The sequence below is a fragment of the Chitinophaga sp. genome (assembly GCF_039596135.1).
Taxonomy (GTDB): Bacteria; Bacteroidota; Bacteroidia; order Chitinophagales; family Chitinophagaceae; genus Chitinophaga.
Window position 1 is genome coordinate 14279 of record NZ_JBCNKH010000062.1, and the last position, 19050, is coordinate 33328.

Consider the following 19050-nt stretch of genomic DNA (forward strand, 5'->3'; position numbering starts at 1 on the left):
TAATTGACAATCAGGCAGGCAGTATCATACGACACTGCCTGTTTTTTTTGCGCTTCTCTTTTGCTGTACTTTCCGCAATATACCCCACAGCTGCTCATGCAGCGTAATCATCGTTCCTATCAGGAAATAATCTCTCAGGTTATTCTTAATACTACTCTTCATTACACGTTTCGCCATCTCTTTATCCACCTCTCCGGTCTCCGTGACCTGCACCAATAACTCTACTGCTATAAACAATAGCACCGCACTGATCAGGAATAAAAATGTCCATTCATTCAGATTGATGAGGTGAAATAATTTGTTTGTATGCGGTCCCGTCCATAAAGCATCTATCTTTAATGTTCGGTTTGTAAAATAATCTGCCAGTACACCACCCACCAGCGGAGACACAGAAGAAAACACTGCAGTAACCATGTTTTGTGTAGACAGGTAGACGATCGCATATTCTTTTGGTGCCAGCTTGAGACCGATATTCACCAGTGCTAAATTGATCCCTGATAGGGACAACCCCGTGAAAATGTGAATACCCAGCAGCAATATAAGGTTAGGCCATAGTTGTGACCAGATACCTACAAAACACCACGCTATCACACATGCTACATACAAGGGGGTGGCAAGGGCGAGTATGGTTTTATTACTATACCTGTCAGAAAAAATGCCCCAGATCCTCACTGAAAACACATTACATAACAGGCTGATCACACTCAATCCTATCACATAAGAGATGGATAAACCCAATCCCTTCATCATATATACTGTAAAGAACGGTGTGGCTAAATTCAATGCAAATGTCCACGATGAATGAAAGATCAGCATATGCACAAAGTTCCGATCCTTCAATGGGTAGCTGAAGAGTTTAAACATATTCTCTTTGCTCAGATAAGATTGCTGCTCCGGTGTTCTGGCCAGGAAGACGGCGCCTATTATGCCGAATACACCTGCTGCTACAAACATGAGGGCATAGGTATCGAGTTCGAATGCCACACGCCGGGTACGGATCACATCTATCAACCCTGCGCAAAACAGGCTGAGTACTACATTCAACATTTGCAGGTAACTGGTTCTTTTTGCGAAGTAAGTACCAAGTGAGTTCTCGGGTACCAGGTCTTTCATCCATGCATTCCAGCTGGGACCGGCAATGGAACCAAAAAAATAATAAAAGAAGAGAAAGACGATCATTGTAGTCAATGACTTTTCTGCTACAAGTATACTGGCACCAATGACTAATAAACTCACACGTGCCAACAGGGAACAAATCACGCAGATGAGCCTGCGATTATTAAAACGACGTACCAGCCAGATAGATAATAACTGGAAGATATTCGTGAATGCAGGCAGTGCACTGATGGTACCAATTAATAAATTGGAAGCACCCATCAGCAAGGCCATGGCTGTGAGAAAAGCCCCACCTGTGAGCGTCGTCATTGCCTCTGCAGCCAAACCATCGGCTATTACCATGCGCAATCCCTGGTGTACATCATTCCGGGTCAATGTGGGTTTGGGTCGCAGCCACATACGTTTAGTGCTTTTGCTGCATAACCACACAAACCACACCAGTTTAAAATGATACACCCTCGCATAAGCGGGGGTGTATAAGTCAGCAATTTATGGCGGGAGGATCTCCACTAGTTTTTCTTACCCCATGAACCTGAACCAGCGTACACAATAGTTGTTTTGCGGAGACTGGCTTCCCAGTCAAGCCCACGCTCTACTTCCACGGTGACACTGCCAATTGTGAGGCGTTTATTGACAGCGTCATAACTCCAGGTGCCGGTCAGTGCGCCTGTAGCACTGTGGTCAGCATTCAATGTGAGGGTCTGCGCTGCCTGCTGTACCTGGTATTGGTACTTGAGTGTAATATGCTGCCAGGTACCCACCAGGTCTGCTTCTGCAATGGTATCCTGTGGCACGGCCGCATATCTTTCCGGCATTACTACCGGCCAGCCATCAGCCGTCCAGCGGATATGCCTTACATGCCCCATCATGATCGCATTGCTATATGGGTTTCCGTTAGTATTGGCCGGCAGTCTTGCCTGCGAGGTATAGTACCAATCATTTCCATCCTGGAAGATACCACAGTGACTAAAGCCTACCCATCCGGAGTGATCATTGAATTTATAAGGATGTGTGATCAGCCTGAAATCTTCATAGGGACCGGTAATGCTCCTGGAACGGGCTACACGGGTATTGTATGCTACAGACAGCTCATCGTAAGCAGTGAAGAGATAGTAATACCCGGTCTCTGCATTATACACCACTTCAGGCCCCTCTGATGCCTGCCAGCGGGAGCCTGCGGTGCGGGTGGCAATCTGAGTTCCCCATGTATTGCTGTCATTCACGTCAAACTTCGTCAATGGCAAACCTGTAGACGCATCCAGTTGCAAGGCCATGATGCCGCTATGCCAGGAACCATAGATGAGCCAGTGCTCACCGGAAGGTGTAATGATATAGGAAGGATCGATGGCGTTATATTTAAAATAGGCATTGTAATCGTTCAGACTGGAACGGCTCCAGTCAGTGCCTTTGTCAGATACAGAACAGATCACCATTCCCTTATCCGTCCAGAGATTGTTGGCCAGGTAGTCTGTTTCCATCATGCCAATGAAAGCATGTTCTACCCATGAGCCGTCGAAGTTCGCTGTTGTATTAGCTAATCCGGACTGAATATAATTATCTACCACCACGCTGTAGTACATCCTGTATTTGGTCCCGACCTTACGAACTACGGGTGCCCAGAATCCGAGTACGGGGTCGGAGATGGCGGTGAGTCCTGATCTTGCCCGCATGTTATTGAGCGTATCTTTGATCCATGCAGGTACCGCGGTCATAGCCATGCCCCTGAATTCCCAGTTGACCAGGTCTTTTGAGCGGCGATATAGGAAATGTCCATGGCCATCGTGCGCATTGCCATAAGAGGCATCTGTACTGTACATATAATAGTAGTCTCCACTTTTCTCTACAGTAGGGTCATGTACATTCGCGAGGTTCCACTTACTCCTGTCCGACCAGCTGGAGATGCTGCTGTAATCATCTGCGTACGTAGGCGCCGTATAGATAGTGGTATCTGCATCGGCAGGTGTAGTCGTCGTTACACCATTCGCATCGTCCCGCTTACAGCATAATAATAAAACAAGGGGCCATCCCCATAATAAACATTTTCTCATTACCATCCTGCGTTTTGCCCAAGTGAAGGAATCATTGTAACTTCTGAATATGGCAGCGGGAAAAGATTATTTTTAGGCGTGGTATAATTAACATCGCCTATGCTGGAATTCTTACCATAGGTATATACAGGAGAGCCATTGGAGATTTTAATGCTCACACCGTACAGGTTATAAATTTGTTTGTGATAAGCTAACCCCATTTCACCACTGCTGGTCTGGTCATAGTATAGTTTCCAGCGGCGTACATCGAAAAAGCGCTGGTCTTCGAAGGCAAACTCTACCCGCCTTTCATTGCGTATCCTGTCGCGGAACTGACTCTGTGTCAAACCTGCCAATGCGGGCATACCTGCCCGGGCACGAACAGCATTCACTGCGGCATATGCTTCGGCGGTAGGGCCCTGCGCTTCGTTCAGTGCTTCTGCATAGTTCAGCAGAATTTCGGCATAGCGGTAAATCAACCAGCTGTGTGACTGTGCGGTGAGGTAAGAACTATTAAAGATGATGGTGGGATTCACATATTTTTTTACATAGTAACCGGTGTAAGTACCACCGGAAGAACCCCTGTAATCCACACCCAGGTCGGTAGCGGAATTGTAATGTAGGTCTACGCTTGCTTCTTCGCCATAGTCCGGCCTGCCCCAGGTAGAACCCTGGTGAAAGATCGTGGCTTCCAGGCGGGGATCCCTGTTCACATAAGGGTTCTGTGCGTTGTAGCTTGCATCATCTTCTATCGCCTTACCATTGATGGTTTCATATGCATCTACCAGGTTCTGTGTAGGATTTGTACGGCCATAAGCACCGGAGAAACTACCGAATGGCAAGAAACTGAAATCTATGACATAGGTAGACCAGATAGAGCGGCCCAGGATCACCTCATCATTATCATACGGAAGTGTGATGAAACAATACATGTAATTCAGTGTGCCAGCTGATGCATTTACAATACTGGAAGGCATGGAAGTGCTGGAAATGGTGCCATTGAATGTATAGAGCTTATGCGGGTTGCTGGAAGCAGCATTGGCATCTATAAAGTCTTTGGCAGCCTGCGCAGCTGCTGTCCACCATGTGGAATTATTTTCTGCATTGTTCAGCGCACTGGCCCTGTAGAGCAATGCTCTTGATTTGAGTGCATATGCAGCAGCACCACTTACACGGCCCCAGTTACCCTGACTTGCATAGCGAAATGGCAGTACATCTTTGATACTATCACACTGTGCCGCTACCCATGCCAGTACGGTCGCAGGATCTTCTCTTTTCAGGTTAAGCATTTCTTCGTCACCTACATTGAACACTGTGCCATCCAGGATGGGTGCTGCTCCAAAATATGCTACCAGTTCAAAGTGATACAGTGCCCTGAGGAAACGTGCTTCTGCTTTGTAACGGGTGTATAGATGGTTATCATCGCCGGATACTTCCCTGTCTGTGATCACACTGCTGCTGATCTTGTTCAGGAAGATATTACACTTGCGGATACCGGTAAAGTTATTGGTCCAAAAACCACTTGCCAGCGGATGTGAGGAAGAGGTATATGCATCTGTACGGATCTTGTTATAGTAGATCAGCCCCCAGTAAGCGGTGGCATTGTCCGTCATACAATCGCGGGACGCATTCAGGTATTGCTGGTCACTGAATGTACCTAATCCATCAGGCAGGTAAGTGTACACATTCGCCAGGTATTCTTTGGTCAGTGTCGTATTAGCGAATACTTTATCTTCTGACAATGAAGCGTCATACTCCTTGTCCAGGTACTTCCTGCAACCACTAAACACCAATAATGTTGCTGCCAGATATATAATACGTTTCATAATCTTTTAGTTTAAAACCCGATGTTAATACCCATTGAGAAGGTTTTAGTCTTAGGATAAGCCCACAGATAGTTCGTAGGGTTTTCCGGATCAAATCCATTATCAAAATGGCTCCATGTCTTCAAATTGTATCCACTGAAATAAATACGGCATTTTTCAAGGCTATACCTCGCCAGTAAACGCGCAGGCAGTGTATAGCCTACTTCGATATTTCGCAGGGAGAGGAAGTTGCCATTACGGTACCAAACAGTGCTGGTATTGTAAGGGTAGTTGCGATCCACATCACTGAAGGAGGTAGAGAGACGGGGATACAGGGCGTTGATATTACGTGAATCAGTCGGATCATCTGTATAGTAACCCCATGTCTTAGTCACTTCGTGTGTACTGGTGCCGCCCCAGCCAAAGCCATAGTCCATGTTCTCGCGGGTAGCTACGGTCCTGTTCAGGTAAGCGGTCATAATCACTCTTGCATCGAAGCCTTTCCATTCAACACCCAATTTCACAGAAGGGATCATTTCGGGAATAGAGCCATAGCCATAAGGTACCATGTCTTTTGAATCGATAGCGCCATCACCATTCTGGTCTACGTATACGGCATTACCCAGTTTGGTATTCGCTACATACGGGTACTTGTCAGGATTCGCCAATGCATCGGCAGCAGAGGTAGGGATCTTGCTTTCGTCGGATGCCCATTGTTTCCGTATCAATACCTGTGGCCGATCGATGCGCTGGCCGGTTTTAGCCTGATAGGCTTCGGCAGGAGTTACTTCGTCGATGTAGATGATCTTGTTCCTGTTCCAGGTCAGGTTACCTTCTATATTGTAATTTACCTGGCCTACATGACCTGCATGACCGAGGCTGATTTCAAAACCTTCTGTTTCTGTCTTACCTGTAGATGCCTGTGGCACGGTGGCACCAAACAATGCAGGTACTGTAGATGGCGTAACTAAGATTTTAGAACGCCATTCATGAAACACATCCACAGCACCATACAACAGGCGCTTGTGAAAATCGAAGTCGATACCACCATTTACCATATCGGATACTTCCCACTGTATGTCAGGGTTACCGGTGCTGGAAGCATATACCCCCTGGAGATAAGACTGAGAGGTACCGTAGTTATAACCACTGCCACTGGAATAAGTACTCTGGTATGGATAACGGCTGGTACCGATCGTAGACTGACCGGAACGACCGGCAGACGCTCTTAGTTTCAGGAGATCGAAACCGGACTTCCGCAGGAAATTTTCTTCTGACAGTAACCAGCCCAGTGATAAACCGGGGAAGAATCCATACCTGTTGTTCGGTGCAAAGTTGTCATTCCCCTGGTAGGAAGCCACTGCCTGTGCAATATACTTTTTGTTATACACATAGTTAAGGATACCACCATAAGTGAGGAAGCGGTTAGAAGAGTTATAACCTTCTACCACATTTTTGTAAGTACGCATCATAGCCTGTCCACTCACTGCATGCTTACCAAATATGCGTTCATAGGTGATCATACCGATCGCATTGATGTTATAATACATCTGTCTCGGGTTGGTCACTGCATCGGCCAGTGACTGAGCCGTTTTGGTACGGGTGTAAGTATAAGAGGTAGGATCGGTATAAACCCCGGAGCTGAATCCATAGTCAAAGGCGTCATAGCTTTGGCTCTGTGTATACTCGAAAGTATTGTAGGAGTCAAAACCTATGATCGCCTTTGCTTTCAGGCCGCGTGTAAGGAATCCGAGATCCAGGTTAGCACTCACGTTGGTATAGAGGTTTCTACGACGGTTATAGTCTATGCCTGTTTGTGCCACCAGTGCCGCAGCATTTTTAGATGAGTTTGAACTGGGTGCATACCATTGTCCTGTGGGTGTAAATACGGGATAAATAGGCAGGTTTTCTGTAGTACCCCATGTAAAGATGGTCCAGGTGCTGGCCAGTGGTTGATTGATAACATCTATACGACCACCCAGATCCAGTGACACGCTCAATACTTTGTTCACATCAATATCGATATTGGAACGCAGGTTATACCTGTTCAGTTTATGCTGGGTGCTGTAACCGTTGTTCCATTCTGTCCATTTCTTATCGTACATCCCTTCCTGGCGCAGGTAGGAGAATGATACGTAGTAACGTACTGACTTATTGCCACCACTTACGGTCAGGTTGGTACGATTCTGTGGTGCCAGATCGCGCAGCAGTACCTTGTTCCAGTTGGTATTGAAATATCTGTATTTGTATTCTTCTGCCAGGTGACCTTCGCTTACTTCCTTGTAGTGCTGAATGTCTTCGTCGGTGTAAGCAGCTTCCAGTCCGTCGAGGTAACGGGCCTGGTTGTAAGTCAGGGCATAGTTGTAAGAGTTCTGGCTTTCAGGGATACCGGAGGGTGTCTGATAACCGAATTCCTGTGTAAAGTTAATATTGGTTTTACCGGCTTTGCCACGTTTGGTAGTTACCAGTACCACCCCATTTGCGCCGCGCATCCCATAGATAGCGGTAGCGGCTGCATCTTTCAGGATAGTGATGGTCTCGATAGGATAAGCGTCTAAGAAAGAAAGGTCTCTTTCCATATCATCTACGATGATGAGCGGAGACCTGGCAGAAGTATTCGTAGTACGGATACCACGTATATACAATGCTGATTCAGACCATCCTGGTTCAGAGTTGCTTTCGTAAGTTTCCACGCCGGTAACGGTAGCGGTAAATGCATTCTGTAATACAGTTACCGGATGTTTTACCAGTTCTTCGCCATATACGGTAGAGGCACTATTGACGGTATACTTCTTTTGTGTTCTGCCAAAAGGCACTGCGATGGTAGCTGTATAGATATCCGTTTGTGGTTCCAGTACAATTTTGGTGAGTTTATCAAAATCTGCTATGGCGGTGGTGTCTTTATATTCTTCGCAGGTGATATAGAGCAGATCCATGGGCTTTACCTTTTTCAGGTCAAAGTAACCATCGATGTTAGAAACGGCGATACGACTCTGTTCACTCACATTCACCACTGCACCTTTGATCGGTTGCCCGTCCTTGTTCACCACCCGTCCCTTCAGCGTTTGGGAGAAGGCCGCCGTATGAAACAGGAGCAGTATTAATACACTCCAAAGATTAAATTTATGTAGTTTACACATTGCTCATTTAATTAAAAGTTAACTCAATCACCAGCCGGTGTTATTACTCCATCCTGTTTTCCAGATTTCTTCTGTTGGGATAGGGTACAGGTAGAACCTATCCTGGAACACGCGGCTCTGGGCTACTTTGCGGGCATAGGTGAGTGTACCGTCAGTGGCTTTGGTGATAGTGATACCATATAGTGGTCTGCCTATCGCCTGGCTGGCTACTTTCCAGCGGCGTACATCCCACCAGCGGTGATCTTCGAATGCCAGTTCGATCGTCCTTTCTTTATGAATGAAATTTCTGAGTGCTGATTGTGATTGCAGGTCAGTGCGTGCAGAGAGCTGTGCGGGCATACCGATCCTGTTTCTCAGCTGCTGCAGGGCATTGAATGCTTCGGCAGTAGGTCCCTGTGCCTCATTGATAGCTTCAGCATAGTCTAGCAATACTTCGGCATAGCGAATGAAGATCCAGTTGCGATACATGGTCTTGCTGTCATCCAGGTAATCTGTCTGGCTATCATCATGAAATTTTCTGTTGTAGTAGCCGGTTGGTGTGGCATAGGCGTTACCAGCCGGATTGTCCGTACCACCAGTGGATACATCTACTGCTCTTGACCACCATTGTGCACCATGGTACAAAATGGTAGCATAAAAGCGTGGATCCCTGTTGGCGTAAGGATCCTGCTCGCTGTAGCCGGAGGCTGTATTCACTGCAGGATTACCACTGGCATCATATACCGGTGCACCGGTAGCATCGTATTGTGCAAAAGGAGATTCACCATTTGCCATATCATACATGTCTACCAGCGTTTGGCTGGGACATAGACCACCATAACCACCGTAACCTACAGGAGATTCATTCTGCCACCAGTTGCCGGCAGCATCATTGCGCCAGAAGACTACCTCCTTGTTACCACTCACCACTCTTGTATTGATGGCATCCTGGTAGGCAGTCACATAGTTGCTGGTATATTGAAATAAGGAGTAGCGGGCACCATTGCCAAAGTTGTCGATAAACAGTTTGGCGGCATCGGCAGCATCCTGCCAGCTATATAGACCGAGGTCCTGGTAATATGGACTCGCGAGGTAGAGTTTGATTCTTGCCATCAGTGCGAGGTCTGCGCCTTTTGTGATCAGCCCCAGGTCGGAAGTAGATACATCATTGTCACTGGTCAGGTCTGCATAGCAATCATTCAGCTCAGACATAATCCATTCAAAACATGTCTTTATAGATGCAGGACGCTGATATTTTGCTAAAATGGTAGAGAGGGATGCGTCAGGATCGATAGATGAATCGATGATTGGAATGGCACCATAACGCAGGCAGAGTTCCCAGTAGAAGTAAGCACGGAAGAAACGCATCTCTGCTTTCATCCTGCTTCTGGCAGCTTCGCCGGTAGCTTCGGATACTTCTGTACCAAGTGGTACGCTGTCAATGTGCTCCATGAAGAGATTCACCTTGCGGATACCGCGGTAGTAGGTTGCCCAGGTATCGAGTATTTCAGGTTCACCACCGGTGGCATAGAAGTCGCCTATATTGAAACTGGTACGGGTACCACAGGCAGAGCGGCTGGCTTCTGCCAGGTCAGTAGCTTCGTCCATCCAGGCATCCGTAATCCTGGCCTGGCCATTCCGTAAAAAGTTGTATGTATCGTTGTAGTAGTACACAGTATTCGTCCAGCTGGACCACACCTGGTCTGAGGTGAGCTCACCACTGGGCGTTTTGTCGAGGAACTTACTCTTTTCACAAGCTGTGAGTATGGTAACACAGCCGGCTAAAGTGATGATGATATGCTTCAATCGCATGGCTTTAGAATTTAACGTTTACACCTACATTCACAGATTTCATGATGGGATATGCATTGGAAATAGAGCTCTCCGGATCTACCAAACCATTCAGGTCATCCCATGTAAACAGGTTGTTGGCATTGACATAAAAGCGGCAGTCTGACATATACCAGCGCTGCGTGAGTGCGCGTGGCAGGGAGTAGCCGAGTTCTATATTTTTCAACCTTACGAACCGGCCTGATTTCAGGAAGAAGGTGCTCAGGCGCTGGTTGTGATTGCCTTTATCATCATAGTGCAGTAAAGGATACCGGGCATGTGCCAGGTTGTAGTCCTCAGATTTGGATGGATCCCAACGCTGCAGGTGTTCTTCTCTTACTTTACCACCATCTACAAATGCGAAGAGGGCTTCTTCATCGTAGTAGCGGCTTACCTTACCTACACCCTGGAACATCATGCTGAAAGACCAGCCTTTGTAGTTCAGCCCTACAGATGCACTGAAGGTATTTTCCGGTACAGTGTTGTAGCCGATCTGGGTCACATCGTTTTCATCGATATACCCATCTCCATTCATGTCTTTGTATTTCAGGTCGCCGGGTTTTACCTCGCTGGTAAATGTAGACGTTGGTAATTTCTTACTATCAATATCAGATTGTGTAATGAAACCTTCGCTTACAAGTCCGTAAAACTGCCCGATAGAATAACCGGTGTTCCTGCGATAAGCTGGTTTGCCAGCTGGTTCATCCATCGCAAGAATTTTATTCTTCGCGTGGGTGAAGTTGACACCGGCGGTATAGTCCAGTTTACCGATTTTGTTATGGTGCCTGAGTGCTATTTCAAAACCTTTGTTCTCTGTTTTGCCCAGGTTGCCTGCTGCAATGCTTACACCATAGTATTCAGGTACGGAGAGGTAAGAAGTGAGGATATTCTGCCTGTGCTCTGTGAAGAGGTCTACATCCAGGGAAAAGAGGTCTTTGTAAAAACCGGATTCAAAACCGAGGTTGTATTTCTTTGCTCTTTCCCAGGTCACATTTTTATTAGGATATTGTCCTTCATAGATACCCGTGTGGTAATTACCATCGCCGGTGTAGTATACATTGTTGTACCATGACCAGGACTCTACATAGAGGAAGCGGATGTCTGTACCATTCACTGTGTATTTATCATTCCCCACTTCACCATAGGAAGCGCGAATCTTCAGGTGATCCAGCCATTTGCCCTGGTCTTTCAGGAAAGATTCGTTGGAGATCATCCAACCTACAGATGCAGATGGGAAGAAGCCAAAGCGATGGTACTTTCTAAAGTTTTCAGAACCGTTGTAACCGGCGTTGAACTCACCCATGAAACGGTTATCGTACGCATAGGTAATACGCCCTACCACACCCTGGTAACGCCTGGCCAGGTCTGCCTGGTAACGGTAGTCGTTCTGGTTATAAAGTACCAGCCCTGTTACTTTGTGCTTACCAATATCGCGGGTGTAGTTCAGACCATATTCCATGTATAGTTTCATGGTGGCTGTCTGGGTATTGCCGGAATAGGTCAGTTCTTCATCTTCATTATAGCGGGTATAACTGTCAGTCACATCCGGGTTTGTACGATCTATGAGTTCGTAGGTAGCGAAGCCTGCGCCAAAGCGCCTGTCATAGTAAGTCTCATAGTCAAATGAGGCCATACCTTTGAAGGATAACCCTTTGGTAATGAAATCCAGTTTTTGGTTGAGGGTAAAGTTAGTTTCGTTGATGGTGTTGTTATCTCTGTAGAAACCGCCTCTGGCCAGTTTGGCAACGATGTTGTTCTGGTGCTGTGAGTTACCGCCATAATAGCCATTATCGTATTGTACAGGGAATAACCAGCCGGGAGTATGATTTAATTCATAAAAGATCTCATTGTATTTGGTGGTGGAATTCTCTGTTACATTCGGGCCATTACGCTCTTCGAAACGGGTACCGAAGTTCACGCCCAGGTTTGTAGTAGAAGTCAGGGAAAAGTCTAAGTTCGCACGGAAGCCGTAACGCTTGAAAGCGGCATTGGAGCTTTGTGTGTAAGAAGAACTGTTCGTGAGATCTTTGTATAAACCGTCCTGATCGTAATACTCCAGGGAGGTAAAGTAACGAAGGCGTTTGGTACCACCCTGTATGTTTACATTGTAACGCTGTGCCGGTGCTGTTTTGTTCAATACTTCGCTGTACCAGTCTACATTTGGATACAACTGTGCTTCAGTAGAAGTCAATTGTCCATCTACAGATTTCCTGTACATTTCCAGGTCAGCATCGTTGTATTGCGCTGTAAGTCCGTCGTTTGTAAGTGCCTCATTCAGCAGCTTTACAGATTCGTAGGAGTTGAGGTATTTATCTTTACGGGTGGGAGACTGGATCTGTGTACTGAGTGTGAGGCTCACAACAGGCTTTTGTTCCATACCGCGCTTGGTGGTGATGAGGATCACACCGTTTGCACCACGTACACCGTATACAGCAGTAGCAGAGGCATCTTTCAGTACAGACATGCTTTCGATATCATCTGGTGCGATCTGGGCAAATTTACGTTCTACCCCATCTACCAGCACCAATGGCTGGTTGGTACCTGCAAAGGAAGCCTGCCCCCTGATATAGATACTTGCATCATCACTACCTGGTGCGCCGGAGCCCTGTGCGGTGAATACACCAGGCAGTTTACCAGCAATGGCCTGTGAGATATTGGGAGAAGATGATTTTAATAATTCCTTTGAATTGAGGGTAGCGATAGCGCCGACGACACTTTCTTTCTTCTGCACGCCATAACCCACTACGACCACTTCATTCAGTTCTTCGTTCTTATCGCTCAGTGCGATGGTGAAAGTTGTTTGTCCGTTTACGGGGATTTCTTTTGCGGTGAAGCCCATGGCACTTATCAACAGGGTAGCACCAGGCTTTACGTTCAATTTAAAATGTCCTTCATTATCTGAAGAGATACCGTTTGAGGTCCCCTTTTCCATGATGGTAGCGCCGGGGATGCCGGTGCCTTTTGAATCTCTTACCACGCCGTGTACAGACAGGGTTTGAGCCATACCTGCCTGTACTGCTAAACACAACAAGAGTATGATGAATAGTGTTCCTTTCATAGTTAAATACAATTAAAGTGAATGTTGCATCCAGCAGCCGCCGTACCATGAATACATATCCGCGCCGGCAGCTACCAGTACAGCACTGTTACTATTATCCCAGTCAGAGGCATAGTTCACATACAGGGAAAGGTATTCGTTCCAGCTTAAGCTATGTAAGGTGAGGATATGTGTGGTTTCATCATAAGACCAGGTGCCGCCATTGCCGCCGTCGGTATAGGTACCATCTTCAGCAAAGACCATAGTGGCGCCGGGAATGGCATTGTAACCGCTGGTGATAATCCAGAGTGTGCCAAAGTACCATGTACCGATCATATTTGCTGTGGTGAATGAAGTATTTTCAACGGTGGTATAACGTTCAGGGCTGAATGTAGCAATGGGAAATTTTACACCATTGACAAAGTTGGACGTTACCTTTGCCGGATCGATCCAGTGCATGGAGCGGATGTGCAGACTATTGGCTGCTTCGTGTACTACATACCAGTTGCTATCATCCGGATCCTGCCATACGTTGCAACCGGTGGTGAGTGTCCACTGTGTACCGTTACCAATCTTGTATGGAGTAAGGATCCTGTAGTTCAGGTCCCCACTCGGATAACCTGTGAAGTCAGTGAAGGAACCGGTAGGTGAGGCAGATGCACCATGGTTCACCGTCATACCATAAGAGCTAAAGAATAAATGATAGTAGCCATTGTAGTAAACCATAGAAGGAGAAGAAGCAGTGGTGTTGCTGATCAGGACAGTTGCTGAACCTTGCGGTGTGATTGCATCAGATGCGAGTTGAATAATATAAATACCGGCATTGCCATAAACCATATATATACTGCCATCGTGTTGTATTACAGAAGGGCAGGCTGCCATACCGGTAGTAGAAGATGATGTAGAGCTTAGTACGATGCCTTTGTCAGTCCATTCGTTGTCTGCGAGCGAAGTGGTGGTCGCACAACCAATTAAAGAGGTACCACTACCCGCACTGACGGAATAGTACAGGTAGTAAGTACCATCTTTTTTAAAAAGGAAAGGCTCACGGATAGTCACTTTAGTGGTATCGACAGTTGCATCAAGCGCCAGTAGATTTTTTTTGCGGGTTGGTACAATATCATTCAGAATATAAGCAGTATTGTCTGCCATCTGCATGTTTACGAGATCGCTGGTAGTACGTAGTATCAATCCTGGTTGATATGAAAATACATCCATTGAATCGTTGGATGAGATGATATAATATACGCCATTCTCTTTCTCTATCGTCGGTTCAGATACATTGGAATAGGCTGCATCCACCACTACCGGGGGAGCTACATAGGTCTGGTTGCCGGAGGCTGGGTCCCATTTGTCCCATTTCTGGCAGGATACCAGTGCAAATGCTGATAGCGTAATTGTGACAATAAATTGCCACCATCGTTTTTTCATAAAAAACAATTTAGATTGATAAGAAATAAAAACGCATACGAATCCCCTGACGCCTTTATAAAGGCGTGATGTATCAGTGCTTATACCGATTAGTGTTCACTGTTTGCGCTGACCGGCAAACCCAGTTTTATTGAAAATGTTGTAACAATGTCCTTCTTTGTTGTGCCGTAAAATAGTATTCACGCTTCCGGTATCCCCCTGAAAGTTTTGGACATTATTAGCTATTGTAAATTAGAGTGAAAGGACTGTATCGCTGCAGTGATTTCATTCCGGGAATTTTCTTCGGTACGAACCTACAATTGCAAATGTTCGCTCTGCTGGTATAACAATACTTAGTTTCATAAACGTGTCACATAGGTGGAACTAGTAGTAATATGAAACAAATGTAGTGGAATTACTTTAATTGTCAAAGAAACAATTAATAATTTTTTAAGCGGCCTATTCAAGGCCGCTAATGTGAGATTCGTCATGTTATTTAGGGCATCTGCGGATAAAAATGAATTGCTTCTTACCCAGGAAACGATCCGTTTCTTTCCATAGTTTGTAATCGTACTCAACGAGTTCATTGAGTGCATAATCCCAGATGTTGTTATCGAAGCGGCATTCGCCGATGAATGTACCACCTGGTTGTCTGCTCAGGTAAATTTTAATCCAGTAAAAATCTTTGTAATCATGACCGGGGTCAGTGATTTCTCTTTCAAATACTTCTTTGATAGCAGGATAAAGAATGTCGGGGAAGGTATTGTCTTTGTGTTCTTCCATATCATCCATAAAGGCGCCCTGTACCTGGAGGTGACTGTAGTTGAGATGAAACTCGTCGCCGGCAGTGTTTTTGAGCTCATATACAGGTTCATAGTAGCCTAACAGGCATTGGAAGAAACCAGTGAGGAAACCGCGAAAAAAGACGTAGGCTCCCTGTGACATAGATTCTTCGGGCTCGGTGCCGATGGCAGCCATTTCTTCGTACATAATATTGTCTCCCCTGAGGCGGATCAAAAAAGACAGGTGATATACCCTGATATCATTACCGTGTTCCTGAATACCTAATATGTCACAGACAATTTCGAGCTCTAGTTCCCGTATATGAACGGTATCGTTTACAGCTTCGATAGTGAGGGTAACTGGGGCTTCAAAATCAAATGACTGAATAGCGGTTGCAAGATGGGTTGCCAGAGTGGGTACAAGTACATTAGTTTCCATGCGGGTTTGTAGGTTAGTTTCGACAAACTTATTAAATTTCCGGCTATTAATTGCAGTGGCTGGTGCATGGCCCGGTGGCGGAATATGCTTAAATTGTTATTTCAATAAAACCCCATCGTTATGATATTAACCAATAAAGCCTTCAGTGGATTTTCGGTCAATGATATTCAAAAAGCGAAATCTTTTTACCAGGATAAACTTGGGATGGAGGTGACGGACGGGCCTATGGGTGTGATGGAGCTGCACATCAACAATGACTCGAAAGTACTGGTATATCCTAAGGCTACCCACTCCCCTGCTTCTTATACAGTATTGAATTTCCCGGTAGATAATATTGACCAGGCGGTAGATGAACTGAGCAGTAAGGGAATCCGGTTTATTCAGTATGGCGGCGAGATCAAAACAGATGACAAAGGTATTTTCAGAGGTGGCGGGCCATTGATCGCCTGGTTTGAGGATCCTGCAGGTAATATTCTCTCAGTGATCGAATCGCCGGAGAAAGGTATGTAATGTCTGAAAGGCGTACCTTTGCGCCCATGGATTATTTTAAAAAGCTGCTGGATCTGCTGAAGATTGAAAGAGAAGAAGATCGCCAGTCGTATATTTCACTTACGGAAAAGACATCTGTAGCCGAACGCCGGGCCAATGGTCTCACCTGGTATCCTATTGCCATCAGGGGGACGGAAATGAGCCGCGGCGACTACCTGACCGTCGAAGTAGAGCGGACTACCCACCAGGATATTGCACACCAGCTGCGTTTTGGCGCCTCTGCCGTGCTGTTTTCTAACCACGATCCCAGGAAAGATAATATAGAAGGGACCATCTCTTACCAGAGCGGGAACCGCCTGAAAATCGCCTTACGCACCGATGAGCTCCCTGAATGGGCAGATGACGGGAAATTAGGCATCGACCTGTCTTTTGATACCAATAGCTACGACGAGATGCAAAATGCCTTAAAACAGGCATCAGGGGCCGATAAAAATACGCTGGTACAAATCCTGACTGGTGAAAAGGCACCTACCTTTAATAATGAACTCCCCCGTTTTACCCATCCCCGGCTCAATGCTTCCCAACAGGATGCGGTGAACAAAATACTGGCTGCCAATGAACTGGCCATTGTACATGGTCCTCCGGGTACCGGCAAAACGACTACCCTGGTACAAGCTATTAAAGCTTTGTATGCGCAGGACCGTAAACAAATTCTTGTGGTGGCGCCCAGCAATACTGCGGTAGACCTGCTAAGTGAAAAACTTTCTGACGAAGGCATGAACGTACTGCGTGTGGGTAACCCGGCAAGAGTATCCGAAAAACTCATGTCGCTCACCCTCGATAGCAAAATGTCTGAACACAGTAGCATGAAAGAAGTGAAACGCCTGCGCAAACAGGCGAATGAGTTCAGGGACATGGCGCATAAGTACAAGCGGAATTTTGGAAAGGCGGAACGCGAACAGCGCAAAGCCCTCTTCGATGAAGCGCGTAATATTATGAAAGCCGTAGAAAACACAGAGTCATATATTGCCGAAGACCTGATTAATAAAGCACAGGTGATCACGGCGACTTTAGTTGGTGCTAACCACTATACCGTGAAGCAACTGAAATACCATACCGTGGTAATAGATGAAGCCGGACAGGCACTGGAACCTGCGTGCTGGATTCCGATCCTGAAAGCAGAAAAAGTAGTACTGGCAGGTGACCATTGCCAGCTCTCTCCTACTATCAAATCAGATGAAGCGGCTCGTAACGGTCTTGCACATACATTGCTGGAAAAGTGTACAACATTGCATCCGGAAGCAGTGGTATTGCTGGAAGAACAGTACCGCATGCATGCTACCATCATGGGGTATTCATCTTCTATCTTCTATAACGATAAACTGAAGGCACATAATTCAGTAGCCGAACACCTCCTCTTTTCTGCAGATAGTCCTTTGTCTTTTGTAGATACAGCGGGGTGTGGATTTGATGAACAGACAGAAGGCACCAGTACGACCAATCCGGAAGAAGCCGCGTTCCTTTTTAAACACCTCTCGCAGTTTGTAGATACATTGAATACACATTACCAACCTGCGGATTTCCCCAGTATTGCCATCATCTCTCCTTATAAACAACAGATCCAGCTGTTGAAAGAACAATTGGAGCATTCACCTGAGCTACAGCCTTTCGGAGACAGGATTTCCGTGAATACAATCGATAGCTTTCAGGGGCAGGAAAGAGATATTGTCTATATCAGTATGACGAGAAGTAATAATGACAGCAAGATCGGCTTCCTCTCTGACATCAGGCGTATGAATGTGGCTATGACAAGGGCCAGGAAGAAACTGGTGGTGATTGGCGATAGTGCTACGCTGTCTCAGCTGCCTTTCTATGCCGACTTTATAGCTTATGCAGAAGGTAAGAATGCATATCAAAGCGCATGGGAATATATGGCATAACTACCTGTTCAAATCAGGTATTAATACGCTAGGCGGTTTTTTTGGGGGTGTCTACCTTTGTTTCACCACAACAAAGTAGAATTTAGTCACCCCAAAAAAAACGTCATGGAAAATCTGAAAATCCCTGGTCTGTCTGAGGAGCAACTCTTTACCCGTCAGACCTTTTTATTGCAGTCGTTCACACAGGCTGCTATCACCAACAGCATTACTACATGGGAAGAGCTTTCCTGTGTGGGCTACAATCCTTCCAAAGGCAAGCTGGAAGCAATTGTAAGCATCAAGCAGGCCGCCGGCTACAGCGGCGGTCTCTGTACCAATGGCTCTAAAGAATATGTACGCTTCTTTGTAGACTTCAAAGATGGCAGCGGTTTCCAGGATATGGGCTACACCAGCTTTAAGGTAGCTGATATTTCTAACCTACCTCCTGGTCCGCAACACCCGCTGAAGTACATGACCTTCCTGTACATCAATGATGAGAAATACCGCCGTTTCCTTGCCTGCAACCAGGCTGTGATCCCAACTGTGAGAGCGGTATTATCATGGAACAGCGTTCCCTCTGCTGATCCGAATGACAAGCCATACTATGGTAATGTCAAAGACGTACATATTCAACTTCCCCGCAGAAAGTTCATCATCTGGAATGATATCTTCACTGCACTGAATGTGAAGGAGAAACCAGACTTTCTCGCGAATATCGACCTGCAGGCAACAGTCGATTTACCCCCTGTTCCCCCTGTGCCACCTTTAGAGCAATTGTATGCCACATACAAACGTGCACAGGTACCTGATCACCGTACGTTCTATCCGTCTATTGTAGCGAAGATCAGCAACGGCACCCAACTCTATAAAGCTGCCGGGGGTTATGACCTGGCAGAGATTCAAAAACTGAAAGTCGATATCAGCGCTATCTCAAAGATCATTTGTCAACCAGTAGGACAGGCTGATGTAAGCTTTGAAGAACTGACCTGTGTAGGTCTGAATACTACCCAGGATACCCTGGGTGCGGTGATCAAAATTAAGAAGAACAGCGGTTTTAGCGGAGATATGTGCCATGCC

General features: G+C 46.2%; 11 protein-coding genes. 3 read left to right on the forward strand and 8 right to left on the reverse strand.

Translation table 11 applies throughout. The annotated features are described in order from the left end of the window. Window positions 1-24: 24 nt before the first annotated feature. From ABDW16_RS25065 to ABDW16_RS25100, 8 genes are all read right to left on the reverse strand, one after another. Window positions 25-1515, reverse strand: coding sequence for an MFS transporter (locus ABDW16_RS25065; RefSeq protein WP_343673584.1), 1491 nt, complete (start codon window positions 1513-1515; stop codon window positions 25-27). Window positions 1516-1625: 110 nt separating this feature from the next. Then, entirely contained in the window at window positions 1626-3164 is a 1539-nt protein-coding gene (locus ABDW16_RS25070) for an arabinan endo-1,5-alpha-L-arabinosidase (RefSeq protein ID WP_343673585.1), read from the reverse strand. Next, window positions 3164-4969 (reverse strand): RagB/SusD family nutrient uptake outer membrane protein, encoded by a 1806-nt coding sequence (locus tag ABDW16_RS25075; RefSeq protein ID WP_343673586.1) that lies wholly within the window; start codon window positions 4967-4969, stop codon window positions 3164-3166. The genes ABDW16_RS25070 and ABDW16_RS25075 overlap by 1 nt, the downstream gene beginning before the upstream one ends. 11 nt (window positions 4970-4980) lie before the next feature. Next, on the reverse strand, window positions 4981-8088 hold the full coding sequence (locus ABDW16_RS25080; protein ID WP_343673588.1) for a TonB-dependent receptor: 3108 nt from the start codon (window positions 8086-8088) through the stop codon (window positions 4981-4983). A gap of 27 nt (window positions 8089-8115) precedes the next feature. After that, the gene (locus ABDW16_RS25085; RefSeq protein ID WP_343673589.1) at window positions 8116-9879 is read right to left on the reverse strand and encodes a RagB/SusD family nutrient uptake outer membrane protein; all 1764 of its coding nucleotides are present in this window, start codon (window positions 9877-9879) and stop codon (window positions 8116-8118) included. Between the two features lie 4 nt (window positions 9880-9883). Continuing rightward, window positions 9884-12955, reverse strand: coding sequence for a TonB-dependent receptor (locus ABDW16_RS25090; RefSeq protein ID WP_343673590.1), 3072 nt, complete (start codon window positions 12953-12955; stop codon window positions 9884-9886). Between the two features lie 12 nt (window positions 12956-12967). After that, window positions 12968-14365, reverse strand: coding sequence for a family 43 glycosylhydrolase (locus ABDW16_RS25095; protein WP_343673592.1), 1398 nt, complete (start codon window positions 14363-14365; stop codon window positions 12968-12970). Between the two features lie 471 nt (window positions 14366-14836). Beyond that, entirely contained in the window at window positions 14837-15565 is a 729-nt protein-coding gene (locus ABDW16_RS25100) for a DUF6348 family protein (protein WP_343673594.1), read from the reverse strand. A 120-nt stretch (window positions 15566-15685) separates the two neighbouring features. On the opposite strand from ABDW16_RS25100, the gene ABDW16_RS25105 reads away from it, so the two are divergent. The 3 genes from ABDW16_RS25105 to ABDW16_RS25115 form a co-directional block, all read left to right on the forward strand. Next, complete coding sequence (locus ABDW16_RS25105; protein WP_343673595.1) at window positions 15686-16075, forward strand: VOC family protein; 390 nt, start codon at window positions 15686-15688, stop codon at window positions 16073-16075. 26 nt (window positions 16076-16101) lie between these two features. Next, window positions 16102-17994, forward strand: coding sequence for an AAA domain-containing protein (locus ABDW16_RS25110; RefSeq protein WP_343673596.1), 1893 nt, complete (start codon window positions 16102-16104; stop codon window positions 17992-17994). Between the two features lie 105 nt (window positions 17995-18099). Then, window positions 18100-19050 (forward strand): hypothetical protein (locus ABDW16_RS25115; RefSeq protein ID WP_343673597.1); only part of this gene is annotated, 951 nt, incomplete at its 3' end.